The organism is Bradyrhizobium sp. MI1.7 (assembly GCF_055811795.1).
The window spans coordinates 91,891-117,466 of sequence record NZ_JBVVPO010000019.1 but is presented as its reverse complement, the minus strand read 5'-3'; the positions used below and the strand labels follow the sequence as shown (position 1 = coordinate 117,466).

20 protein-coding genes are annotated in these 25,576 nt (G+C 61.7%); 12 read left to right on the top strand and 8 right to left on the bottom strand.

Annotated elements, in window-relative coordinates; genetic code table 11:
• Position 1 precedes the first annotated feature (1 nt).
• The 5 genes from tssE to AC0L3X_RS19400 form a co-directional block, all read right to left on the bottom strand.
• A complete protein-coding gene (tssE, locus tag AC0L3X_RS19420; RefSeq protein ID WP_094184183.1) occupies positions 2-550 on the bottom strand; it encodes a type VI secretion system baseplate subunit TssE in 549 nt (182 codons plus the stop codon).
• A gap of 180 nt (positions 551-730) precedes the next feature.
• Complete coding sequence (locus tag AC0L3X_RS19415) at positions 731-1,216, bottom strand: Hcp family type VI secretion system effector (RefSeq protein ID WP_014493489.1); 486 nt, start codon at positions 1,214-1,216, stop codon at positions 731-733.
• 48 nt (positions 1,217-1,264) lie between these two features.
• Entirely contained in the window at positions 1,265-2,767 is a 1,503-nt protein-coding gene (gene tssC / locus AC0L3X_RS19410; RefSeq protein ID WP_071911365.1) for a type VI secretion system contractile sheath large subunit, read from the bottom strand.
• A gap of 16 nt (positions 2,768-2,783) precedes the next feature.
• Positions 2,784-3,311 carry a type VI secretion system contractile sheath small subunit gene (gene tssB, locus AC0L3X_RS19405; RefSeq protein WP_028156839.1) on the bottom strand — a complete coding sequence of 176 codons (528 nt, stop codon included), beginning with the start codon at positions 3,309-3,311 and terminating at the stop codon, positions 2,784-2,786.
• Between the two features lie 127 nt (positions 3,312-3,438).
• Complete coding sequence (locus AC0L3X_RS19400; protein WP_085402486.1) at positions 3,439-4,752, bottom strand: type VI secretion system protein TssA; 1,314 nt, start codon at positions 4,750-4,752, stop codon at positions 3,439-3,441.
• Positions 4,753-5,104: 352 nt separating this feature from the next.
• On the opposite strand from AC0L3X_RS19400, the gene AC0L3X_RS19395 reads away from it, so the two are divergent.
• The 9 genes from AC0L3X_RS19395 to AC0L3X_RS19355 are packed head-to-tail and all read left to right on the top strand — an operon-like array spanning position 5,105 to position 18,694.
• Positions 5,105-6,973, top strand: coding sequence for a type VI secretion system Vgr family protein (locus AC0L3X_RS19395; protein ID WP_063981817.1), 1,869 nt, complete (start codon positions 5,105-5,107; stop codon positions 6,971-6,973).
• A 5-nt stretch (positions 6,974-6,978) separates the two neighbouring features.
• A complete protein-coding gene (locus tag AC0L3X_RS19390; protein ID WP_063981818.1) occupies positions 6,979-7,542 on the top strand; it encodes a DUF6931 family protein in 564 nt (187 codons plus the stop codon).
• A gap of 12 nt (positions 7,543-7,554) precedes the next feature.
• Positions 7,555-8,913, top strand: coding sequence for a type VI secretion system-associated FHA domain protein TagH (tagH, locus tag AC0L3X_RS19385; RefSeq protein ID WP_473316702.1), 1,359 nt, complete (start codon positions 7,555-7,557; stop codon positions 8,911-8,913).
• 48 nt (positions 8,914-8,961) lie between these two features.
• Positions 8,962-10,299, top strand: a complete 1,338-nt coding sequence (tssK, locus tag AC0L3X_RS19380) for a type VI secretion system baseplate subunit TssK (RefSeq protein WP_014493496.1) — start codon at positions 8,962-8,964, stop codon at positions 10,297-10,299.
• Positions 10,296-11,822 (top strand): type VI secretion system protein TssL, long form, encoded by a 1,527-nt coding sequence (gene tssL, locus AC0L3X_RS19375; RefSeq protein WP_063981820.1) that lies wholly within the window; start codon positions 10,296-10,298, stop codon positions 11,820-11,822. Before tssK ends, tssL begins: the two co-directional genes overlap by 4 nt.
• Positions 11,823-11,865: 43 nt before the next feature.
• Positions 11,866-15,408, top strand: coding sequence for a type VI secretion system membrane subunit TssM (tssM, locus tag AC0L3X_RS19370; RefSeq protein WP_063981821.1), 3,543 nt, complete (start codon positions 11,866-11,868; stop codon positions 15,406-15,408).
• A complete protein-coding gene (tagF, locus tag AC0L3X_RS19365; protein WP_063981822.1) occupies positions 15,405-16,106 on the top strand; it encodes a type VI secretion system-associated protein TagF in 702 nt (233 codons plus the stop codon). Before tssM ends, tagF begins: the two co-directional genes overlap by 4 nt.
• A 6-nt stretch (positions 16,107-16,112) precedes the next feature.
• A complete protein-coding gene (locus tag AC0L3X_RS19360; RefSeq protein ID WP_473316701.1) occupies positions 16,113-16,889 on the top strand; it encodes a PP2C family protein-serine/threonine phosphatase in 777 nt (258 codons plus the stop codon).
• The gene (locus AC0L3X_RS19355) at positions 16,886-18,694 is read left to right on the top strand and encodes a serine/threonine-protein kinase (RefSeq protein ID WP_063981823.1); all 1,809 of its coding nucleotides are present in this window, start codon (positions 16,886-16,888) and stop codon (positions 18,692-18,694) included. Before AC0L3X_RS19360 ends, AC0L3X_RS19355 begins: the two co-directional genes overlap by 4 nt.
• Before the next feature lie 9 nt (positions 18,695-18,703).
• Here AC0L3X_RS19355 and AC0L3X_RS19350 read toward each other — a convergent pair whose 3' ends face one another.
• Entirely contained in the window at positions 18,704-19,687 is a 984-nt protein-coding gene (locus AC0L3X_RS19350) for a DUF4424 domain-containing protein (RefSeq protein WP_063981824.1), read from the bottom strand.
• Between the two features lie 98 nt (positions 19,688-19,785).
• Positions 19,786-20,067 (bottom strand): hypothetical protein, encoded by a 282-nt coding sequence (locus AC0L3X_RS19345; RefSeq protein ID WP_028156828.1) that lies wholly within the window; start codon positions 20,065-20,067, stop codon positions 19,786-19,788.
• Between the two features lie 157 nt (positions 20,068-20,224).
• Here AC0L3X_RS19345 and AC0L3X_RS19340 point away from each other — a divergent pair, with 157 nt between their 5' ends.
• The 3 genes from AC0L3X_RS19340 to AC0L3X_RS19330 are packed head-to-tail and all read left to right on the top strand — an operon-like array spanning position 20,225 to position 24,454.
• Positions 20,225-21,949, top strand: a complete 1,725-nt coding sequence (locus tag AC0L3X_RS19340) for an NHL repeat-containing protein (RefSeq protein ID WP_063981825.1) — start codon at positions 20,225-20,227, stop codon at positions 21,947-21,949.
• 57 nt (positions 21,950-22,006) lie between these two features.
• Positions 22,007-23,788 carry a caspase family protein gene (locus tag AC0L3X_RS19335; protein WP_063981826.1) on the top strand — a complete coding sequence of 594 codons (1,782 nt, stop codon included), beginning with the start codon at positions 22,007-22,009 and terminating at the stop codon, positions 23,786-23,788.
• Positions 23,789-23,806: 18 nt separating this feature from the next.
• Complete coding sequence (locus tag AC0L3X_RS19330) at positions 23,807-24,454, top strand: DUF4384 domain-containing protein (protein ID WP_063981827.1); 648 nt, start codon at positions 23,807-23,809, stop codon at positions 24,452-24,454.
• A 17-nt stretch (positions 24,455-24,471) separates the two neighbouring features.
• Here the strand turns inward: AC0L3X_RS19330 and AC0L3X_RS19325 are convergent, their stop codons facing one another.
• Positions 24,472-25,458, bottom strand: a complete 987-nt coding sequence (locus AC0L3X_RS19325; RefSeq protein WP_063981828.1) for an alpha/beta hydrolase family protein — start codon at positions 25,456-25,458, stop codon at positions 24,472-24,474.
• Between the last annotated feature and the right edge of the window lie 118 nt (positions 25,459-25,576).

Genomic DNA, 25,576 nt, shown 5'->3' with positions numbered 1-25,576 from the left:
GCTAAAGTCGGTTGATCTGGATATCGCCGCTGTCGAGGTCGACGTCGGCGACGAACTCCACGGGGACGTTGAGCGGCTCGGCCTTCAGGTCGGCGTGAACGATGAAGCGCAGCTTGAGTTGCTCGGGGCCGACCGAGCCGTCGCGTCGGACCCGGATGGTGTTGCGATCGAGCCTCGGTTCATAAGTCGTGAGCGTCTCGCGCAACGCGTCGGTGAGCTCGTCGTCGGCGACCTCGTCGATCGAACGGTGGGCAATATCAGGGAAGCCAAAGTTCAGGATTGAGGTTCGGACGCAATCGTGGCCGTTCAGATCCAGGGTCGATTCCAGGGCAATGGTATTGAGGAGCGTTTCGAGGTCATGGGAGACCTCGCGCCGGAGCAACGTTTCCGAGATTGGAAATCGGCCCGCGCTCCGCCGCCCTGCAATGACCCGCTCGCCAGACTCATCGCGTAGATTGAGCTTCTTGCGTGCGTCGCGCGCTTCATGGGCTGAGCGAAATGCCAGCATCAGTGGGGGAGAGAGCCGATCCTTCTTTCGTGCAATGGTCATTCACGGTCCCCATGACGCCCAACTCGCATGCAATCCCGGGGGGCGCGCGTTGGTGTCCGACTTGGCGTCGCCCAGCAGGCTTTCGGGCCCGCAACCGGGCCGGACGAGAGGTGCGATCAAAATCGCACCGCTTGGCGCCGGTTCGCCAATCGCAACCGGCGCCAGGCGAGGGGCCGACAATCAGGCCCATTCCTTGTTGGCAGGAACATCCCAGCCAAACGTCGGCGAAGCTCCGGCGCCACCCTTCTCCGTCTGGGTCTTGTAGATCATCTTGACCTTCGCGAAGTTCAGACTCACGTTTTCGGTAAGGCGATCTTCGCCGTGCGATCCGCCTGTCGATACGCTCGTCACGAGAACCTGCTTCATCTCGATCTTGAGATATTCCAGCGGGTTTTCGCCGGCCTTGCGGACCGTCAGGATCGCGCTGTCGATATGCTTGCCGTTTGCGCAGACCTTGAAAAGTTCCGGCGTGGCCTTGTCAACGAAGTGCGTGAAGTGAAGATCCTGCACGCTGACCTTGCCGGCGCCGCCGCCCGATCCGCTGTGGAAGGTACCGGTCTGGCTCTCGCCAAACGACCAACTCAAAATATCGATTTCGTCTTTGTGCTTGTCGTCCAGCGACTCGCCCTTGATCGGATCGAGTTTCAGGAAGATGTCGACAGCCATAGCATGGTCCTCTCAAATTTCTGTGTGTACGGTTGCGATGCTGCAGCGTCAGGAGCTGGGACCTGGCAGGCGTGAAACCAGACTGAGGCCGACATCCATCGCTTCCAATTGAAAGTGCGGACGAAGAAAGAAGCGCGCGTTGTAATATCCCGGGTTCTCCTCGTTTGCTATGACCTCTACCTTCGCAGCGGCCAGCGGCTTGCGCGCTTTCTGAGCTTCTGACGATAGGGCTGGGTTGGCATCAACGTACTCGTTGATCCAGGTTTGCAGCCAGACCGTCAGCTCATCCTTCTCCTTCATGGATCCGATCTTGTCGCGAACCATGCACTTCAGATAGTGCGCAAAGCGAGACACTGCGAACATGTAGGGCAGACGTGACGACAGGTTGTCGGACGCGGTTGCATCCACGCCCTTCTCGCCGAAATACTTCTTCGGCTTGTAAAGCGACTGGGCGCCGATGAAGGCGGCCTTGTCGGTGTTCTTGCGATGGATCAGCGGGATGAGACCCGCCTTTGCAAGTTCGTGCTCGCGGCGATCGCTGATGGCGATCTCGGTCGGGCATTTCAGATCGACGCCACCGTCGTCGGTCGGGAATGTGTGCGTCGGCAGATTGATGACCTCTCCGCCGGATTGCACACCGCGGATGCGCGTGCACCAGCCGAACTCCTTGAAGGCGCGGTTGATGTTGACCGCCATCGCATAGGCCGCGTTGATCCAGCCGTATTTGTCGCCGGTGTGCCCGTCTGTCTCCTCCTCGAAGGCGAACTCTTCCACAGGCTCCGATTTCGCGCCGTAGGGGAGGCGACCCAGCGCGCGCGGCATGCACAGGCCGAGATAACGCGAGTCGTCCTGGTCGCGCAGTCCCTTCCATGCGGCATATTCCGGCGTGTCGAACACCTTGCCGATATCGCGAGGGTTGGACAATTCGGTCCACGAGTCCATTCCCATCAGCGTCGGCTCGGCGCCGCTGAAGAAGGGGGCGTGTGCGGCGCCGGCGATCTTGCTGAGATCGCGCAGCAACTGCACGTCGGTGGGGAGGTGGCTGAAATAGTAGTCGCCGATAAGGCAGCCGAACGGCTCGCCGCCCAACTGGCCGAACTCGTATTCGTAGATCTGCTTGAACAATGGGCTCTGGTCCCAGCGCGCATCGGGGTAAAGCCGCAGATTGCGATACAGCTCGGTCTTCGAGACGTTCATGACCCGGATCTTGAGGTTGGCGTCGGTCTCCGAGTTGAAGACGAGGTAGTGGAGGCCCCGCCAAGTACTTTCGATCGCCTGGAATTCGGGTGCGTGAATGATCTCGTTCATCTGCGCGGTCAGCTTCTGGTCGATCCGCGCGATCATCTCCTCGATCGTGTCGAGCACGTCCGACTTGATGACGCTCGAGTCTTTCAATGCCTCTTGAACGAGCGTGGATACCGCGTTGTCGACCTCGGTCGCTGCGCGTTCGGTGCGCGGTTTGAAGCTTTGCTTCAGCAGAGTGGCAAACTCGTCAGCTTCGACGGTCTTGACCTGGGTGGTGCTCTCTTTGTGAACAGCTTCTTTTGCCATGGTCCCCGTTCCTTCCTTAGCTCTCGGTGCCAGGTTCGGTCGACTGGCTGATCGCGCGTTCCCGAAGCGCTGCCATCAGTTGAGGATCGGCCAGAAGTTTTTTCAGCTGATCCTCGGCGGCTACCTTGCCATCCATGTAGCGCAGCAGGTTGGCAAGTTGTTCGCGCGCCTCGAGCAGCTTGGCTGTAGCCGGCACCTGGCGGGCGACGGCCACGGGAGTGAAGTCGGCCATCTTGTTGAAGCGCAGATTGACCGAAAGTTTTTCGTCTGATCCGTCGCTGAGACGATTGGCGACGCGCGCCGTCACGCCGGGCTGGATTGCCGCCATGCGGCTGTCGAAATTGTCCATATCGAACTCGAGGAATTTGCGCTCCTCGACCTTCGTCTTCTCGACGCCGGGGTTATTGCCGGAAAGGTCGGAGAGGACGCCCATGACGAACGGCAGTTCGATCAGCCGCTCGGCGTCGTAAGGATCTTCGTATGTGATGTGCACGCGTGGTGCGCGATTTCGACGAATGAATTTTTGACCGCTATCTGTAGCCATGGTTCCCTCACTACGAAATCGCTTTAGACGTCGAATTTGCGCGACGCAGATCGGCTAGGGGACTTCAAGTTGCTGCGGTCGGCAAACATCCTTGTGTCCATTTAGTGCCCTCGAGCGAAAGCTGGGTTCAATGCGATCTGTCGATTGTTTTAAGCGCTCCCTCAGGAAGAACATCATTCAAAAGGCTGAGAAAGTCTCGTTGCGCGAGGTCGCGCGCGCGATCTGCCAAAAAGGGGATGGGGCTGGACGGCTCTGCGGTTCGGAAAAACGACGCCACCTTCGCCAGCAGGCCCAAGGCTTGCGTTCTGCTTTCCACTGAAAATACAATGTCTTGGGTGTTGTTCTCGGCCGTCGATGAGAATGACGTGGCGAGTTCCGCCATCCGTTCGATCGGCAGGTCGAAGACCTTGTCGCGTCCGATGTTGATCGCAGCGCTCCCCACGTGCGCAGGCACCAGCATCCGCATGACTTCAATAAATGACTTGCCGACCATCTCCTGCGCTTGACGCACCAGCAACAGTGCCGGGTTGGACGGTTCCATTCGGGCAAAATAGTCTGCCACTGCTGCAAGCGCTGCAGATGCCTGTGCGGATGAAGTCACCACACCGGTCGTGTCTGACGGCGCCTGTGCATCGACAGGACCGACATCTTCCGCGGTTGCGGCGATCGCGGCCGGATCGCGCGACGCGACAAGACCCGCAAGCCAGGCAGCCATGCCGTTAACCAAGCCAGAGAGCCTGTCGAGGCTGATCGGTTGCCCCGCGTTCAACTTCTCGTGCCAGGTCTGCTTGATGGCCGCGATTTCAGCAGCGACCGCAGAGCACCGCCCGCTGGCTGCCTTGAGAGTGTCGAGATCTGTCTCGCTGACGATGCGCTCGATGGCCGCCAGATCAGGCCCGTCGGCGTCGGCGTCGCCGGCGGGAATTTCGCCGTGAGCGATCTGATAGGCACGGTAGTTGAGGTTGCCGTGTCTGCGGTTCTCGATCAGGGGAAGGAACTGGAGCGGGTTGATCACGGTCGGGAACACGTCGATTGCCTCGACTGTGACGGCGCGAAGTGCGTAGTCGCCGTCCTCGCCCTTCGGATGCACCGCTTCCCACTGCTCGCGCAGCAGCAGGTTGGTCGCCTTCAGGCAGCAGAGAAAGCCGTCGAGATCGCGGTTGAGGATTGAAAATTTGGCCAGCAGCAGGTTCAGACGCAGATCGCGGGTACGCGCCAGAATGGGCTGCGCGGCGGCAAACTGGCCGGCAAAATCGACCGCTTTTGGATCGAAGCGTCCACGCTCTCCGTTGGCATTGACGACCTCGAAGAACGACATCGGTAGCAGCGATTCCGCACCTGCGAAGAAGTTCAGATATTGGACGTCTCCGATGGCGTCGAGATCCGGTCCGCAGGGATCGTCAGCGGCAATGGGCTGCGTCAGGGAGGCGACGTCAAGCATATGCGGACCGTCCATCTGCTCGATCACGGCCCCGCTGCCGAGCCCGTGGCGACTAGGGGATCGCGCGGGGGCGCATGATCCGGAATCTATACCTATGGGTCAGATGCCTGCCGACCTTGGTTCATTCCCGAAGATCATGCCATTTTCGCGTGAACCGGCAAGCTCTTGGAGCCGACTACTTGATGGCCCGGGGTAGATCTTTGGCGGCCGTTGTGGAACGTCAGGAAGCCCAGCCCTGGGGCGGGCTTGCCGGCACAGCCGGCGGCACGCAGGATTTCCGTCGTTCTTGCATAACGTCTGATCAGCTTTTTTGCAGCGGGTCATTCGATCGAAGGAGGGAGTTTAAGCCCACATGGGCCAGCTTACTCAGGATACCCGCCTCTGCGAACTCAAGACGCCTCTTGGCAAGGACGTTTTGGTTTTTGCCGGATTCGAAGGCTCGGAAGGTCTCAGCGAACTGTTCGAGTATCGCATCGAGTGTCTCAGTGAGGATGCCGACCTCGACTTCGACCGCGCTATCGGCCAGCAGTGCACGCTGACCATAAAGCTGCATGAAAAGGAGCGCGAGTTCAGCGGCATTCTGACGGAGGCCCAGTGGCTCGGGGTGAAGAACGACTATTTCAGCTACCGGATCGTGCTGAGGCCCTGGTTATGGCTGTTGTCGCGAACCACCGATTGCCGGATCTTTCAGGACAAGAAGGCGCCCGACATCATCAAAGAGGTCTTCAACGAACGCGGCTTCACCGACTATGAATCCAAACTCACCGAAGAGGGTTCTTGTCCGAAGCTCGAATATTGCGTTCAGTACCGCGAGACCGACATGAACTTCGTGTGCCGGCTGATGGAGCAGCACGGCATCTACTACTTCTTCAAGCATGAGGGCGGCAAGCACACGCTGGTGTTGGCGGACTCCAAATCGTCGCACAGTCCGATCAATGGTCTTGCTACGATTCCCTACATCCCGCTGGCGGGTGCCGACCGGCGAGGCGAGCAGCACATCTATGAATGGGTATCGGAGCGGCGATTTCGTACCGGCAAGATCGAACTCAACGATTACAACTATCAGAAGCCCAACGCTCAGATGATCAGCGACGCCAAGGGCTCCGAGCATTACACTCGGTCGGAGATGGAGTTTTACGACTATCCCGGGAAGTTCAAGGAGAAATCCGACGGGGAGCGCTACGCGAAGATCCAGCTCCAGGCAGAGCAAGCGATGGATCGGCGTCGCCGCGGCAATGGCGACGCCGTCAACCTGTTCCCTGGCGGGCTGACGAAGCTCGAAAAGCACTCCAAGGACTCGCAGAACGTCGAATACCTCGTGGTGCGAGCTGTGCACTCGTTCTCGATCGAATCCTATCGCACCGGCGGTCCGAGCGACGCAGGGCAACACGTCTATTTCGGCAGCTACGAGTTCTTGCCTAGCGATCGGCCGTTTCGAGCGCTGATGATGACGCCGAAGCCAAGAATCAACGGCATCCAGACGGCCAAGGTGGTGACCAAAGACGATAATTCGAGCGAGGAAATCGACGTCGAGTCCCTGGGCGAAATCTATGTCCGCTTTTTCTGGGATCGGAAGAAGAAGCGGTCGTGCCGGTTGCGCGTGGCTCAGGTTTGGTCTGGCAAGCGCTGGGGCGGTCAGATCATCCCGCGCGTCGGACAGGAAGTCGTTATCGAATTCCTGGAGGGGGATCCGGACCGGCCCCTGGTGATCGGCACCGTGTACAACGACGAATACAAGCTGCCCTACGATCTGCCGTCGAAGAAGACGATCGGGGGATTGAAGTCGGACTCCACCAAAGGTGGCGGCGGCTTCAACGAGTGGAGCTTCGAGGACAAGAAGGGATCCGAGAAGATCACGGTGCATGCCGAGAAGGACCACGACGTAACGGTCCGCGACACCGAGACACGTACCATCGGCGAAGCTGCATTTGGCGGCGACACGCGCAACACCACGCTCAAGAACGGCAATGATAAGCTCGATATCCAGTTGGGTGGTCAGCACATCACTTTGGCCATGGACCAGTCTGTCAATGCAGGCCTCAGCATCACGCTCATGGCCAATGCGAACATCACCCTACAGGTGGGTCCTAGTCAGATCATCCTGACCCCGGCGGGCATCGTCATCAACGCGCCGACGATCGCCATGACGGCGCAGGCCGGCATGGCGCTTGCTGCCGGTGGTCCGCTGGTCGCCCACGGTACTCCAACCCTTGTTGGTTGACGGTCATGGGACAAGTTCGGTTCGGTACGGTTCAGGATCTGTTTCAGGCCTATCCCTTGGCGCGTTATGATGTCGGCAAAGCCGACGCTGACAAGCCTTCGCTGGACTTCCTTCAGGAGGCCGCCGATGCGCGGAATTGGCACCCGGCCGTGTCTTACTGTGCCTATCTGCTTCCCAGGCGCGTAGCAGTTGCCTGGGGATGTCGCTCTCTGCGACTGATGTTCGACCATTTCGACGCCAGCGATACCAGGTCGCTCAATATTGTGGAGACCTGGGTCCGGCAACCGGACGAGCAGTCCCGGAACAAGGCGCTGGCTGTCGGCAATGCCAATGATCCCGAGCAGCCGGCGACATGGCTGGCGCTGGCGGCCGGCTGGTCCGGCGGAAGCGTGGTTCCCCCGGAATTTGCGCCCGTGGAAGCTAAGCCAGATCAGGCCGCGCGGGCGGTGCGTGCAGCACTGCTGATCGGCCTCTGCCGGCTCCCCCGTGACGCCCGGGACCGGATAATGACGTCATGCCTAGAGGATGGTATTCAATTGGCACGCGGCGAACCGCGCCCTCCGCGCTAACGAGACGATGTGATGGTGCTTCGCTTTAATATCGAGAACGAACCGAACCTTCCGGATGGCGGACCTGTGTCGTTTACGGTCACCGGCAGGCGTTCAGTCGATATTGGCCGGGACCGTCACCTCGACTGGACGCTGCCGGATCCGGCGCGGACGATTTCCGGAAAGCATTGCGAGGTGCACTTTCGCGACGGTGGCTATTGGCTGCACGACGTTTCGACCAACGGCACCTTTCTCAATGGTGCCGACCAGCGCATGCGGGGGCCGCACCGCTTGCGCGACGGTGACCGACTCACGATCGGCCACTACATCATCGGAGTTTCGCTGGAGAATGAGGCTGGCGGGGGCAGCCCAAACCACGAGGCGCAACTGCGCGAACCCTCGGTCCAGCAGCATGCCGACTACGGAGAGCTTTGGACAGCCGATCGTGACATTCCGCCGCCGATCGATCCGCAACTGCTGAAGAAGCCACGCGAGGCTGCGCGGCCCGTCAATCCGGGGTTCCTGGATTGGGCGGCGAGCGTCCCGGCACCTGGTGTAGACCCATTCCGACGGTCACAGCCGGCGTCTCCGTACCAACCGTCCGAGCAGGACGACGACATGAACTGGGCAGCCGGTCCAGCCAACGCGCCGAAACCGCAAGTCGAGCGCCCGCCCATCATGCCGACCCCACGCCGGCCGTCGGTATGGATTGATGATGAACCAGCCGCTGCCCAGCCGCCAGCATCGCCATCGCGCCCGGCGCAAGCGGCAGACGAGGGACCTGTCACGGCCAAGCCAGTCGGCGGTCCCGAGTTCGCGCGACTGGTGGCGCGCGCTGCAGGATTGCCGGACAATTTCTTTGCCAGCAAGTCCGATGCCGAACTCGCCGAACAGCTTGGCGTCATCTTGCGTATGACCGTGGATAATCTGATGGCGCTGCTGCAGGCGCGGACCCAAGCCAAGCAGCTGACCCGTAGCACTAGCCAAACCACCGTCCAAGCCCTCGAAAATAATCCGCTGAAGTTCTCGCCGACCTCGGAAGAAGCGATGCGCATTCTCTTTGGGCCGCCGACGCGCAGCTACCTCGACACACAGCGCGCCTTTGCGCAGGGCTTCAGTGATCTCAAGTCACATCAGTTGAAGACCTATATGGCGATGCAGCACGCTGTCCATGAACTGATTGCGGGCATAGATCCGACGCTGATGGCCCGCGAGCTCGAGCTTCAGCGTGGCGCAAGCTCCTGGCTCGGCACGAACAAGGGCAAACTCTGGGACGAGTTCTTGACGCGGTGGAAGGCGCATCTCGGCCGCGACAACAGCGCGCCGATCGAAACCTTTATGTTGCATTTCTCGAACTATTACGACCGCGGTGACAGGCCCGGTTCAAAGTAAACTATCGGCGACCACGCGGCTGCCGACAATTTCTAAGTGGATGTAGGAATGTCTTGGTACAGCAAAGTTTTCTGGTCGGAAGGTCTGTTTCTGCGGCCGCATCATCTGCAGCAGAACGACCGCTACATCGAACACTTGCTGGAAAAGCGCGTTCGCTACACGACACCATACCCGTGGGGCTTTGCCCAGCTGGAGATCGACAAGGATCTTACCGAACAGAGCAAGTTCGCGGTGCGCAATGCGTCCGGCGTCATGCCGGACGGTACGCCGTTCGATATCCCTGCGGACAGCCAAATTCCCGAAGCGATCGATGTGCCGGAGACGGCGGCAGGCCAGGTCGTCTGGCTGATGATGCCGGTCGCGGCGCCAAACACCCGCGAGGTCGACGAGGATCGCACCGACAGCGCCAGTCGTTATGTTCGTAGTTCGGAAACCTTCATTGACTCGACCTCTGCGCTACGCATCGAGGAAGAGATCGACATCGCTTATCCGCGCTTGTCGTTCGAACTGCGCAAGAGCAGCAAGCCCGGATACATGGGCCTCGGCATCGCGCGCATTCTCGAGGTGCGCGACAAGAACATCCTGTTCGACGATAAATTCGTGCCGCCGATGCTGATCTGCGCCGCGCATCCGATCATCGATGGCTGGCTCAACCGCATCATCGGCTGGGTTGAGACGAAACTCGACGAGCTGGCGCGTTACGCGGTCGATCCGTCATCCGGCGGTGGGTTGCAGAGTGTCGACTATCTGGTCCTGCAAGTGCTGAACCGTACCATTCCCGTCCTGACTCATTTCCAGCGCTCCGGCAGCGTGCACCCCGAGCGCCTGTACGAGGAATTGCTGAGATTCGCGGGCGAACTTGCGACATTTTCTACGGCGGAACGGCGGGCGCGCAACTATCCGGCTTACGATCACGACGATCTCGAGAACGTCTTCACACCCTTGGTGAGCGACATCCAGGACTTCTTGAGCGCGCGATTGGGCCGGCGGGCAATCCGCCTGGAGATCATCGAGCGCGCACAGAATGCGTTCGTGTCGCCGATCCGCGATCGCGCGCTATTCCGAAACGCGACCCTGGTGCTGGAGGTTGCCGCACGGCGGCCGCTCGTGGAGATCCAGAACGATTTCCCGCACCTGTTCAAGGTCGGGCCGAACACCAAGATGAACGAGATCGTGCACGCAAACCTGCCGGGCCTGACCTTGGCGCATTTGCCGACGCCGCCGCCGCACATCCGGGCCATCACGGATCACGTCTATTTCTATCTCGACCGCAAGTCGCCGCTGTGGCCCGAGTTCAGCACGGCGGCCTCGATCGGAATGCATTTCTCCGGCGACTGGCCGGAGCTTGAGCTGTATCTTTGGGCCATCCTGGAAGACAGGCCATGAGCGACAGGGACAAGCCGGTCAATCCTTTCGGTCGGGGCGAACGGACGATCATCCGTCCCAACCCCGGCGGGAAGTTGCCGCCGGCGCCGACCTCTCAGCCTCCGCCGGGCGAGGGCCCTGCGGCACGTCCAGGCTATTCGCCATCACCGGTACCCTCTCCCGGCGCGCCGGCGCCACCGTCATCATTTTCTCCTGTCCCGCAGGGCTCGAACTACGCCTCCGCGCCGGCCAGCCATCCCGCTGAGGAATGGATATCGACACCCGCGCCAGCCCAGGCGCAGCAGCCCATGCTACCGCCGGGACCGCCGTTGCGCGTCGACGATCTCGTCGCGCCAAATGCCAATCCAGTGATGCGCGCTGCGGGCCCGTTGCTGCAGCTGCTTGGTCGGTTGCGGGTGGCGCTCATGCGCGCGTCATTCGCGAGTTTGATGGAGCAGGTTGCAGACGCGATCAAGTTCTTCGAGAAGGACATCCGTTCCGCGGGCATATCCGAGCATCAGGCCAACACAGCGAAATACATCCTGTGTGCCACTGCCGACGATATCGTGCAGCACATCCCGACCGAGGAGCGCCACGTCTGGACGCAATATTCGATGCTGAGCCGGTTCTTCGGCGAGCGTGTCGGCGGCGTCCGTTTCTTTGAGATTCTCGACCATTTGAAGGTTGATCCACTGGTCAACTATCCGGTCCTCGAACTTCAGCACGCCTGCCTTGCGCTTGGTTTTCAGGGCATTCACCGGACGTCAGGGGGCGGACTTGCGAACCTGCAGCTGATCCAGCGTAACCTCTATGAATTGCTGCGCCGGGTCCGGCCGAAGACGATGAGCGACCTGTCGCCCAACTGGCGCGGGCAAGCGCTGGCGGGGCGCCGGCAGCGTCTGCGCGTTCCGGTCTGGCTCGTCGCGGCTGTCGTGGCCGCGCTGCTGACCGGGTCCTACTTCGTCCTGCGGACGCTCCTCGCTGGCCGGGCAGAGAATGCTGCCGAGGTGGCGCTCGCGCTCCATCCGGCCGGCCCGATCGAGCTCAAGCGCCAGATCGTTGCACCGCCGCCGCCGCCGCCACCTCCGCCGCCACCGGATCGCATCACCCAGTTGCAACGCATCCGCAACGCGCTCGCGAAGGAGAACACCGCCTGTGCCATGACGGCGGACCAGACCCCGAGCTTCATCGTGATCAGGGTCTGCGACCTGGCGTTGTTCGCGTCGGGCCAGGCGACCATCCTCGACGGCTTCAAGCCGATCGCACTCCGCGTCGCGGCAACCCTCGACAAGGAGCCGGGACGGATCCGGGTCGTTGGCCATACCGACAGTTCGCCGATCCGCACAGTCCGCTTCCCGACAAATTTCGAGTTGTCGGTCGAGCGCGCCAAGGCGGTTGCCGCGGCACTGAAGCCTGGCTTGACCGATGGTTCGCGCGTCGACGTCGAGGGCAAAGGAGCAGATGCGCCAATCGGTAGCAACACGACACCCGAGGGACGCGCCAAGAACCGGCGCGTCGAGATCTTTATCGAACGCAGCGAATAGGCAGATACCGCCGGGTCAGGTGGTTTGCGACAGGTACGGTTAGATGCTTGCCAAGGACATTCTTCGCATCGTTCTCTACGGAGTAGGGCTCAGCTCGCTCGGAGCGGTGATCTATCTCGCCGGTCCCTTCATCGCGTTCGGCGACTGGCGGCCGCTGGAGAACCATATCGTCCGGCAGATCGCTATTCTGCTGCTCACCACGGTCGTGGCAGGCATTGTTGGCCTCAATCTGTTCAAGCGGCGCAAGAGTGCCAAGGAGATTGCCGATGGCATCGCTGGTGCGGACCAGCCCGTCAGCGATGAACCGGTGCTCAAGGAGCGCATGAAGGATGCGCTCGCGACGCTGAAGACCGCCAGCGGCAACAAGTCGGGCTATCTCTACGATCTGCCGTGGTACGTCATCATCGGTCCGCCCGGAGCCGGCAAGACCACGGCGCTGGTCAATTCCGGGCTCAAATTTCCGCTCGCGCGCGGGGCGACGCCCGCAGCGATCGCGGGGGTCGGCGGTACGCGCTACTGCGATTGGTGGTTCACCGAGGAGGCGGTGCTGATCGATACCGCCGGCCGCTACACGACCCAGGACTCCAACAGCAAGGCCGACAAGGATAGCTGGCTGGCGTTCCTGGACATCCTGAAGAAAAGCCGGTCGCGCCAGCCGATCAACGGCGTCCTTGTCGCCATCAGTATCGAAGACATCCTGACGCTGCCGAAGCAGGAACTCGCACTTCACGCCGATGCCATTAGGATGCGCCTGCTCGAGTTGCATCAGAGGCTCAAGGTCAGCTTCCCGGTCTACGCGCTATTTACCAAAGCCGATCTCGTTGCCGGCTTCACCGAGTATTTCGCCTATCTCGGCGAGGCCGGCCGCCGCCAGGTCTGGGGTGCCACGTTCCAGACCGCAGACAAGACCCAGAATCTGGTGGGGCAGATCCCGGTCGAGTTCGACCGTCTGCTGGAGCGCCTGAGCGAGGAGACGCTCGACCGTCTGCAGGACGAGCCGACGCCCCAGCACCGCGTGCAATTGTTCGGCTTTCCGGCACAGATGGCGCGGCTCAAGCCCCAGATCCACGACTTCCTCAACCAGATCTTCGAGCCGACGCGCTATCACGTGAACGCGAACCTGCGCGGTTTCTACTTCACCTCGGGTACGCAGCAGGGCACGCCGATCGACCAATTGATCGGGTCGCTGGCACGTACGTTCGGCGCTGAGGAGGTCGGTTCCGGATCCTATTCGGGCACGGGCAAGAGCTTCTTCCTCGCCGATCTGATTTCCAAGGTCATCATCGGCGAGGCCGACTGGGTCTCGACCGACCGTGCCGCGGTGCGCCGCGCGCTGATCCTGAAAACCGCGGCCCTGTCATTGATCGGCCTGGTCTCGATCGGACTGATCGCAGCCTGGCTGATGAGCTACAAGCGGAACTCCGATTTGATCGAGCAAAGCCTGCAGGCGGATAGCGAGTATGCGGCCGCCGGCGCACCACTTATCAAGCAGACGCTGATTGCCGATCATGATCTCGACAAGGTGCTGCCGCTGCTCTACCGGCTGCGCAACGCCCCGGCAGGCTACGGATCGCGCGGCGAGTCGGTGCCTCTGTCGGCTCGCTACGGGCTCAGTCAGCACGCCCGGCTGCTGTCGCCCTCGAAGGCGGCCTATCATACGGCGCTTGAGCGCATGTTCCGGCCGCGCCTGCTGTATCGCCTCGAGGAGCAGCTCAATGCGCGCATCAACGAACCTGCCTTCGTCTACGAGGCGCTCAAGGTCTATCTGATGGTCGGCGGCCTGCAGTCGCCGGACCGCGAGCTGATCCGCTCCTGGATGCAACGTGACTGGGCGGACAACCTCTATCCTGGCGCCACCAACGCGGAAGGGCGGCGTCTGCTCGACGAGAACCTCGTGGCAATGTTCGACCTCGAGACCGAGCAGCAGCCGCTGGTCGAACTCGACGGCCGGTTGATCAAGCAGGCCCAGAGCTCCTTGGCGCGCCTGAGCGTGTCGCAACGTGCCTACGAGTTTCTGAAATCGGAGGCTCGCGCATCGACCGCTGGCGACTGGATCGCTAGCCGCCATGGCGGACCCGACATGGGTGTCGTGTTCGAAACCACGACGGGGCAGCCTTTGGACGCGGTGCGGGTACCTGAGTTCTTCACGTATAACGGCTTCCATCAGAAGTTCGTCGCCCGGCTGTCCGGATTGTCTGAGCGGATGAAGCGGGAGCGATGGGTTTTGGGTGATGCAGGCCAGCAGTCGGCCATCGACCAGCAGTACGACAATCTGGCCGGCGATCTGCTCAACATCTATTCCAACGATTTCGTGACGACCTGGCGAACGGCGCTCGGGAGCCTGCGCCTGAAGAAGCTGCTCGCCGACAAGCCGAAATACGAGGTGCTGCGGGCGCTTTCGGCGCCGACCTCGCCGATGCGGCAAATTCTGGAATCGGTGCGCGATGAGACGGTGCTGACCAAGGAACGGGCGAAGCCGGCGAACGCTTCGGCGCCAGCTGCCGCACCGGCGCCGGCACTCTTCACGAATGCCCAGGATGGACCGCCTGGCGCGACGATCGAGGCACAGTTCAAACCTTACCACGCGGCGCTCGAAGGCGAGAGCACCCGCCGGCCGATCGACTCGACCGTCGCGAACCTGAACGACATCGCGCAGAACCTGACGTTGATCATCGAGAATCCCCAACTGACAGCACAGGCCACGGCTGCGCTTCAGACCCAGGTCGCAGCGCTCCGCAACAATGCCTCGCGCATGCCGCCGCCATTCTCCGACATGCTGCGCGCTGCAGCCGCGGAGTTCGAAGGCAGCATCGCGGCTTCAACCGCTGGGCAAATCCTGCAAACGTTGCGCGATCAGGTCACGCCGGTCTGCCAACAGACCGTGACCAACCGCTACCCGTTTGTCCGCAGCAGCGGCCAGGAAGTCCCGCTGGCGGATTTTGCCAAATTGTTCAGTCCGAACGGCGTTATGGACAAGTTCTTCACCCAGTACCTGGCACCTTATGCCGACACGTCGCGGTCGGACTGGGCTTGGCGCAAGGAGAGCCCCGTTGGTCGGTCGTTCTCGCCCGACACGCTCAAACAATTCCAGAATGCGGCTTATATCCGGGATGCGTTCTTCCAGACGGGCGGCGGTGTGCCCGCCGTTTCTTTCGCGATCCGGCCTCCTGGGGCACCGGGGCCAGGCGTGACCGTTAAGACCGAGATCGGCGGCACCACGATTGCGAGCCCAACCATTCCCGGACCGGCCACGTCGTCCTTGTTCGGCGGTCCGCAACCGACGCCACCGCCACCACCACCGCCTCAGAGCAACTCGCCAACGACCGTCCTATGGCCGGGCCCAGCGCCGCGAACGGCAATTTCAGTTAGTAACGACACCGGCGCGCCATCCGTGCTCGAGCGCATTGGTCCCTGGTCGTTATTTCGGATGCTAGAGGCGGGCTCATTGGTTGTGAAAGCGGAAACGGCCAGCGCGACTTTCATCGTCGCGGGGCGCGAGCTCAACTATCAAATTTCGACTGGGTCGTTGCGCAACCCGCTGAATCTGTCAGTGCTGCGCGAGTTTCGTTGCCCGACCGGGATATGACCATGCGTTGCGGGCTATTCGGCAAGATCGGCGCCAAGCGCGATTTCATCGCGATCGCGACCCCGCGCAGCTTCCTGGAAGCCTGGGAGCCGTGGGTACAGGCCGCGCTGTCAGCAAGTCGCCACCAGCTTGGCCCAGGATGGCAGCAGGCCTTTCTGACCGCTCCGGTCTGGCGGTTTTGGCTCGGCGCCGCGATCTGCGGCACGACAGTGGCGGGTGCGATCATGCCCTCGCTCGACGGGGTGGGGCGATACTATCCCTTGACCCTGCATGCGGTGACCGGCGAGGCCGTCTCGCTGCCGCCGCCGAGCATTGATCCGCAGGACGAATGGTTCGGGCAAGTGGAGGCGTTCATGCTTTCGACCCTGGATCGGGCGGCAACCTTCGAGCAGATCTCCGATGCATTGGATCAGCTTGCGGTGCCACGACTGCAGGAGACCATCGCCGGCGGTCCGGCGATCACGTCGCTTGGTAGTGCGACAATGGGAAGGGCTTCGGCGGTCGACGCCTTCGCGGGGTCGTTTGCAGCACTTTGCGCCGCCAACCCACAGGTCTACGCCGCGGCCAGCTTCTGGTGGACCGCCGGAGGGGAAGGCTTTCCGCCAATGGCGCTGAGTTGCCGCGGATTACCAGATCCGTTTCACTACATCACGCTGCTGACCGGTGATCTCGGCCACGCGGCATCCGGGAATGGATGACACGCGATGGTGCATATTCCATCCTTGTTCGATGTTGGTAGCGTCACCCATGCCGGACGGGTGCGGGAGCGGAACGAGGATTCATGTTTGGTACGAACCGACGTCGGCCTTTGGGCGGTCGCCGACGGTATGGGTGGTCACGAGGCCGGCGATCTCGCCAGTCGCATTGTCGTGCAGTCGCTTGACGCGATCGGCACGCCAGAATCAGCCGCAGACCTGCTGGCGGAATGCGAGGAACGGCTGTTCAGCGCAAACCAGCAGATACTGGCGCTAAGTCATGAACGACAGGGGGCCACCGTCGGGACCACAGCGGCGGTTCTGCTCGTTCGCGATAGCTACTATGCCTGCATATGGGCGGGTGACAGCCGGGTCTACCTGATCAGTCGTGGCGCAATTAGCCAAGTGTCGCATGATCACAGCGAACTGGAGGAACTGATCGCCGAAGGTGCGCTTTCGCGCGAAGACGTGAATGATTGGCCGAGCAATGCCATTACTCGTGCCGTCGGTGTCGCCGATGATCCGGAATTTGAGGTGGTGACAGGCCCGGCCGAGCCGGAGGATATCTTCGTGATCTGCAGCGATGGCCTGACCAGGCACGTGCAGGACGACGAGATCCTGCAGCACGCGGCTACGCGACGCGCCCAGGCGGCTTGCGATGACATGCTCGCGCTGGCTCTTGATCGTGGCGGGCTCGACAACGTGACGATTGTGATCGTGCGACTGCTGACGCCACGATCTCAGGAGCCGACAAGATCTCCGCTCAATCGGGAGCCGCAACCATGACCCCGAACGATCCGTTCCGATCGTCCTATCACGGCGTGCCGCCCGGCACGCGTCTCAACGGCATTTACGAGATCGAAGCGGTGATCGGCGCGGGCGGCATGGGTGAGGTGTACAAATGCCGTGAGATCCAGACTGGATCGCCTGTTGCGGTGAAAATGCTGCTGCCCGACATGGTTGACAACGAGGCGGCGCTCGCGCTGTTCCGTCGAGAGGCCGCGGCACTCCACAATCTTCCGCATGACGCGATCGTTCGCTACTTCCTGTTTACCGTGGAGCCGGTGCTGCAGCGACCTTATCTCGCGATGGAATTCGTGAATGGCCGCTCGCTCTCTAACATGCTCGATGATGGGCCGTTGGCCTTCGAGGCGCTGATCAGGCTGATGCAGCGCGTCGCATCGGGACTGGAGGCCGCCCATGAGCACGGCATCATCCATCGTGACGTTTCTCCGGACAACATCATCGTTCCGCTCGACGACGTCAGGCGGGCCAAGATCATCGACTTCGGCATCGCGCGGTCGACCCAGATGGGTGACAAGACCATCATCGGCTCGGGCTTCGCCGGCAAGGACAATTACGCATCGCCGGAACAGGTTGGGTTGTACGGCAATGACGTGACTGCGAAATCCGATGTCTACAGCTTCGGTCTTGTGCTGTTCCATGCGCTGACCGGGCAGAAACTCGACATGGGCGGCAGCCAGTTTCAACTGGTGGAGAAGCGACGGCGTATGCCCGATCTCGGTGCGGTGGATATGCGAATCCGGCCTTTGCTGGAGCGGATGCTGCAGCCTGATCCGGCATTGCGCCCGACCATGGGGGAGGTCGCCAACTGGACGCCAACCGGTTCGGCCCAGACACCGGCCGCGCCGTTATATGGCTTCGATCCGCTACGGCGGCCGGAAAGCGCGGCGCCGGCGTCGCAGGACAGGATGCCGTCGACCGCGCGGAGCGCGCGCGGCCTCTGGCTGGGGGCGGGCGTGGCGGCATTGTTGCTGCTGGTCGGCGGTGGCGGATATGCCTTCTACAAGCTGGTCTGGTCAGCGCCCGGCACAGCGGTTTTGCCGCCACCTCCGAAACTCGCTGGAACAATGGTGCCGCCGAAGGTCGAGCCCGCTGGACCACAGCCCGGACGCCAAGAGACAGAGAAGTTGTCCGCGCAGCCGACGGCAACGCCGTCTCCGGCGCTCGATGGGCCGGGGCGAGCTGAGCGCATCCGCAAATACGTGGCCCAATATTCTGGCGGTGACTGCTTCTTTGTCTTGCCGATTGCTGTGAGCCCAAATGCGGCTGTCATCGAAGGGTTCGGTGCCTCGACCGCCCCATTCGACACCTTCGACAAAGCGTTTCGGCGTGAGCAGGGTTTCGAAGCTTCGGTCGGCGTCAGGCAAGTGACCCAGGCGCAATGCCCTGCCGTCAAGTTCTTGAGTCAGGTCGGGAGCGATCAGGCGCGAATGCCACGCATCACCCTGTCAGCGACAGAGCTGAAGGGCGGCGAAACCCTCAATGGGACCATTGAGAACTTTGCCAACCGCGTGGTCGAGCTGCTCATGGTGTCAGATCGCGGCGAAGTCCAGAGCCTCTCCTACCTTCTGAAGCCGGGCATCGACTCACTTTCGTTTACGCTCCCGACAGCGCGCGCGAGCGGTCCGCAATTGCTGTTGGTCGTGGCGGTTCCGCAGGTTCTGGACTCATTGCGCCAGCCGCGACCGATGGCTGCCGACACGTTCTTTCTGCAGGCGCTAAGCGAGGCTCAGCGCAACAAGGTGACCGTCATCGCGGCCGCGCGCTACGTGCTGCTCACCAATTGACCGGCACGCTCAGAATGTTCCGATCACCAGGATTTTCAGGTCGGCATCCGGCTTGAAGTCGCTTGCTGTATATTCAAGCATGTTTCCAGTAGCAGACGATGCCTTTAGCCGCCCGGGACAGAAGCTCACCAAGCGGTCGCTGCCGCCTGGGTCGATAGTCAGTTTGAACGAGCGGATCGGCCCGGCCCAATTCGCGCCGGTCTTGAGCACATACGAAATGCGCCGCTCCTGCAGCTTCGCGCTGTTGGTTTGGTTACTGCCCGCGCGCTTGTCGAGTTCGGCGAGGAACGTATCCTGGACGCAGTACTCTTTCCGGTAACGGGCGACTTCCTGAGCGAGTGCGCCGCTGCGGCGGAGGCTCGAGCGCAGGATGGTGTCGGGACTGGAGCCGACGCTCGGCCGGTACTGGTGTTCGACCAAGACGGTGCGCATGGGCGGAAACACCTGCTGGCGCACGGCCGAGGTCTTGATAACCCAACCCGGCGCATATTGCTGCCGGCCGTTGTCGCTCTTTCCCGCAGGTATCAGAAGTCCGTCGTCCACGAGCCGGGCCCGGGTCGCCTCGGGCAGGTCGTTCACCCGGATCTCGCGGCTACCAATCGGCAGCAGCGGCAACTTGAGTTCGCGGAGCAGGGCACCGACATCCCTGTTGCCGACCATGGCGCGCTGATCGACGGTCAGCGGCGCCGGGCTGCCATCGACCTTGGTCTCGAAGTCGACGAAGTTGATCGGATCATTTGACGGCAGTGCGATGTTCTCAGCCTCCGACAGGTCGATGTCGGGCAGCGGAAAGGCAACGGTAAGCGTGACCGGCCTGGCGGTGACGTTGGCGAATTGGTAGCGAACGCTAATCCTGTCGAGCGCGATACGAAGGTTCTCGCTCTCCATGGCCACGTCATTGGTGCGCACGAACTGGAGCCCGCCGATCGACAATTCCGCAGCCGAGTCGTTGGCGCGTGCCGGCCAGCCCGTCGCAACCAGCAGCGCGACCATCAAGGCCCGTATCCGGAACGATGGTCGGGGGGAGGGTCCGTTCGACAAGCTAGTCTCGATGCGGCGTCGCAGCATATGCTGGTTCCATCCGATGCGGGTCAATCGATCGGCTGATAAAGATCGCCCCACTCGGACTTCCAGACCCCGTCTGGATCGCACACTACGAGCGCGAGCTTTACGTCGTTTGCCAGCCGGATCGCGCCGCGAAAAGCATCCTGAGCCGGCAACTGCGCGCTGACCTGGTCGGTGGTCAGCCGTCCCCCGCTCGCGGCGGCCGGCAGCACGATCGATCCGGAGATGCCGTCATTGTCGCGTTTCAGGACAAGCGTGATCGCGTCGGGCTGGACTTCGCTCACCTGCTCAAATCTATTCCGGGCCATGTTTTGCACCGCAAGCTGAAGACATTCGGACTATCACCGTCCAGTGATAGATTGAACGTGATTGAGATTGCTCACCACTAATTGACGCGCCGCATCAACGGCATCTCGGATTAGTCGATCCGACGCGGCGATCGGTTCGGGGTACATTGAGGCGAACATGCTTCGTCCAAATCATTGGATCTGGGTCTTCATTGTTGGCGCTGGCATTCTTGGAACCAAGGCGTACGCCGACGATACCGTTGTACGCAGCTTTGCCGGCGGTTCGGCTGCTTCCATGGTCGGCATCGTCCCGGCCAGCGAGGACGTGGAACTCGCGGGACCGCAAGCACTCAGCGCCGATGGGCAGGGCAACCTGTTTGTGCTCGATCAGATCAACGGTCGCATCCTCCAATTTGATCCGAAACAGCCGAGCTCGGATCCTGACGTCCTCAATATGCCGAAAGACGTCCAGCCGACGGATCTCGTCGTCCACAACGACGACATCATGGTTTGGGACGGCGGCGTACGGACGCTGAAGGCGGCGCCGGGGCAATCCACGCGCGGCCTCGGTGGTGATGTGATCCAGCTTGAAGAGGTCTCGAGCCGCGGCACGGACGACCAGGTCGCCGTCTCCGCTTTTGCCCAGATGGGATCACAGGCGCCAGGCAGCGCGACCGACCTGCTCGACCAGAACACCCGCGCGGCCATCATCAAGACGACGCGGCAGCCCGACCGGCAATATGTTGCTACTCGAAGCAAGGGCTCGGTGATCGCCGACATCATTCCGGACAAGGGCAATGCCAGCGTACGGGTCGAAATCCAGACCATGGTCACCAACGAGACGATCGGCCAGCTCGGCCTGCGGGTGCGCAACCAGCTCGGCACGGTAGAGTTTCTCGAGATTGACAACAGTGACCGCTTCTATGTGTTGGCGGAGGACGTCCCGCCATCGGGAAAGAATGCCTCTACGTTCGTCGCACGCTATGCCGCGAACGGCCGTCTCGAAGGAATCTATGAGCTTCCTTTGGAAAACACGCCGCTGACCCGGCGATTCGTAACGGTTTCGGGCGATGGCGATGTCTATTTCCTGCGGACCAAACCGGACGGTATTGAAGTGGTCGGCGTGGGCTTCAGGCCTCTGACCAACGCTTCGATTATCGACGTGCGGCCGTCGCGAACGGCAGCCGCGCCGGCACCGCAATCCGGCGTCAAATTTGACGCGTCGGCCGCCGTGAGACCGTCCAATCGCCAGCAGGCGATCGAGACAGCGTTTGCGTTCGAGGGCATCCAGTGGAAGCTGACGCAGGCGAATTACGGCAACGATCCCGACAGCCAATGCAGCGGCTTCAGCCGTGTTCGTCGGCCGTGGTATCTGCAGGGAAAGGTGAATCAGGAGGTCCGCGGCGTACCCTATTGCTGGGGCTGCCACGGTTCGCTCGCGAACTTCCGGCAGCGGATCGAGAGCGGAACGCTGGCTGGCAATGTGTGCACTCGCAATGCGCCACGGCCGGATGTGGCTGGCGTCGACTGTTCGGCCTTCGTCAGCGCCGCGTGGGGGCTGTCCGTCCACTACACGACTGCCGCTATCCCCGCGATCGCAGCCCCCGTGGCAAATCCCTGGGACCTGAGGCCGGGCGATGCGCTGAACAAGCCGGGCTCGCACGTGATGTTGTTCCTGCGGTTCACGCCTGATCGCAAGGCCGAGGTGATGGAATCCTCGACCGGCGGCTGCAACGGCCGCGTCTGCCGCAACGTCTACCCGTTGGCGAGCCTGCTTTCGCGCGGCTACGTTCCGGTCCGCTTTCGAGCCTTCGCGGACGATCAGACGGCAGTTTCAGCGAGCGCCTATCAGGAGACCGAACAATCGCCGGCGGGCCGCAAAACGGCAAGCAAAAGGCGCTGAACCCGGTGTGTCGCCAGAGCTACAAAATGGGTAGGCATGATGTCGAGGTGGATCACGATGCGGATGCCCAGAGGATTTTATTGCGGGATCAGGCAGCTATGCGCCACCATCGGGCTCGCTGCGTTGATCGGGCTGATAACCCCTCACGCATATGCGGCAGGAGGACTGTCGATCAGCAATCCGGACGGGGCGGCGGTGCGCGCGCTCGTGATCGGGATCGATGACTATCAGCACGTGCGGAAATTGAAGGGCGCGGTCGCTGACGCCACTGACATCGTGACCAGCTTGAAAAACATGGGGGTTGGCGACGTCGTCGTACTGACGAACGCCCAGGCCGACAGGGCAAGCGTCCTGCGCGAGATCAGTGCACTGGTGGAGCGGACCAAGAACAACGACCTCATCTTTCTGTCGATCGCCGGTCATGGCACCCAGGAGCCGGAGCGCGTCAAGGGCTCGGAGCCGGACGGAATGGAAAACGTGTTCTTGCTGCCAGGCTTTGAAACCACGCCAACCGGGTCGGTTGAACGTGTTCTGGGCAGTGAGTTCAACCATTTCATCCGGCAGTTCGAGCTGCGCGGGGCGAGGGTGATCTTCGTGGCTGATACCTGCCACGGTGGCGGTATGGTGCGCGATATCGATCCGCGTGCCGCTGAGATGAGCTTCCGGCAGGTCCCGCGTTACACGTTGCTGGTCGACGAACTGAAGCCGGTGTCGGACAGCAACGATCCGAAGTCAGAACTCGATCTTGACCACACGGCGTTCCTGGCTGCGGTGGACCGCTACACCAAGGCGCCGGAAGTCCGCATCCCTGGCATCGATGGCTTGCGCGGGGCTCTCAGCTATGCGGTCGCGCGGGCGGTGGAGGGGAGCGCAGACATCAATCACGATGGGAAGGTGACGCTCAAGGAGCTCTTCAGCAATGTTCGACAGGTGGTCTATCAGCTCTCGGACCAGCGCCAGAACATCGTGACCATATCATCGCCGCCTCAGACGCCGGATACCGACGTCGCCTTCGAATTGACGCGCGGTGTCGTGCTGATTCAGGGGCCGGCCGCGAGAGCTGCCTCTGGTCCGGCCGGATCCGGGGGGGCCGTCGAGGGACAGGCGCCCGCGCCACCGGCTGTCACGGCCAAGGCACCAACCACTCCGACCCTTGCCGCGGCGGCGACCAAGGAACTTCCGACCGGCGACGCGCCGGGGCCTCTCCGCCTCGCTGCACCAATCCGGCTGGCGGCGCTCGACGGCAAGACAAGCTATTTTGCAAGCGTGAAGCCAAAGGATGTTCCCGTGCAGGCGGTTCAACCGACGGACAATCCCGACCTGATCTGGGATCCCGTGTCGCACGACGTGATCGCGTGGGGCGACGTGGTCGCCTACGGGATCGACGTTGCGAACTTGCCGACGGTAGTCGATCGGACAGCGGCAATTCGTGAACTGAAACGCATTGCGACCCGGTCGCCGCAGATCATGCGCATCTGGCCAGACGATCGCCAACAGCGTGCTGGCCAGACTGTCGAAGTTGACCTGTCTGATGTGGCGTCAAGGGCGGTGCTGCTGTTCAATGTGTCTGGCGATGGCACCATCCAATTGTTGTATCCGGTGGGTTCTGATGCGGCGCTGGCCCGATCGGCGAGTTTGCGCTTACCGCTCAGGGTCGGCGAGCCGTTCGGTGCGGAACAGATCGTTGCGGTGACCTCGCAGCAACGCATGGTAGATCTTGAGACAGCCCTAATGCAGTTCAACCGGCGTCGCGCCTCGGGGCAAGTGATCAAGAGTCTCGAGCGTTACTTGCCCGCAGACGCGCGAATCGCCTCGATCGGCTTCTTCAGTGCCCCCTGACTCTTAGGGGAGCAGGCCATGCCGTCATCTCGGCCGATCCGCCAGGCGCGACCATGGCTCGCATTCCTGCTGCTACTGGCGGGTAGCGGAGCTGCGCCCGCAGCACCATTGCCGACGGCGTCGTTGCATGTCGGCACGACGTACGCACGTTGGCTTTGGCCGGTACAAGCGGTGCGCGGGCAGACCAATACCGCGAGTGTGTCCCTTCAGATCCTGCCGAGCCAGACCGTCAACGTCGGCGGCAAGGTCTCGTTCGGCGTTACAGCCAGGAAGACTGGATATCTCATTTTGGTCGACGTCGACGCGGAAGGGCGGATGTCCCAGATCTTTCCGACCCCCGAGCTATTGGCGCAGTCGAACGAACGCGACATCAATCTCGTCAAGCCGGGTGTCGAATTTGTTGTTCCTGCCCCGGCGGCGCGACAGCGTGGTTTTGAATACGTCGTCGCACCGCCAACAGGGTCCGCAGTGATGATCGCCATCCTGAGCGAGCGACGCGTGCAGTTGCTCGATTTGCCGGACATGCCCCGCAAGCTGGAAGGTCAGGCCGACGCATTGAGCTATCTATCGGCCTGGACCAGCGAGCTGCGCGTGCCGGACAACAGCAGCGGAAAGCTGGTGACGAACAATTGGTCGTTCGACGTCAAATCCTATTCCATCAAGTGAGCCCTGTGAAGCTTGGGTTATAGCTTGCTCAGTCGGCTGAAGAAGCCACCCCGGGCGATCATGTAATGAATGTCCTTTGGAAAGGGAAAAGCGCTGCGAACGTTGGAAATTGCGTGCTGGAGGAATTCCCCGCGCTGCGGCGCTGGCTTATGCCGCGGCTGGTCCGCGACCTGCGGTATCATGAAGCGATCCACGAAAGCCGGGTCAAGATCGTTGACCCTGACCATCTGGCCAAATGCCGGGAATAGATCGTAATGACCCAAGCTTACGCTGAGGTTCTTGAGGGCAGGGCGCTGAGGCTGAGTTTGATTGCCATCGGTCGTCGCCAGCCCACGCCCGATCAGGTCCAGCTTCACCGATTGCGGCAGAGTTGATGGACCATACACGATCTCGAGCGCCCGGCCGCTCTGTCCGGACAACCATTGGTACCAGAAGGTCGCATCATCGGGCCGCGCATTGGCACCGTAGAGGCAGTCAAATCCCCAACAGGCCGTCAGCTTGCCCTGATACTTTCCAAGGCTCCCGACGAGGTTGCGCATGCCGTTACCACCGCCGGAGTGGCATGCGATGATGAGCTTGCCGATCTGGAGCTGAGGAATGGACGTCGAGGAGAGACCCAGGAACCTGGCAAGAGCTCCAAGGATCTCCTCGAGATAGCGTTCGCCCCAGTTCGCGGTTGCCAGGTCAGACACGCTGTAGTTTCCGGCAAAGGTGTCGCCAACGGCATATTCGTAGCCCAGGAACGGCGCGATAAGCACTACGTCCTTGCCGGAATCCCGGACCTGTTCGCGCAGCCGCGCTGGATCGCTGTGGAAGAGGAATTCATGGTTTTTGACATAGAAGCCGTGAAGCCAGATCACGACATCGAACTTGGTGGCAGCTGTTGGGTGCTTTGGCGGAAGATAAACCGCCGTCGGCTTCATGCCGGGGGCCTGCCGCTTCGTGAAGAGCGTCACCCCGGGAAAGGCGTTGGCGTCCTTTTGCTCAAGCTCACACGCAACCACGCAGGTCGCTCCGCTTCGGCCAATCCAGGCACGGACCTGGATGACCCAGTGTTAAGCTCTGCCGCCCGTCACACCTTCTCGACACCAAGATCCGCGCGGCCTCCTGGCCTTCCATGAC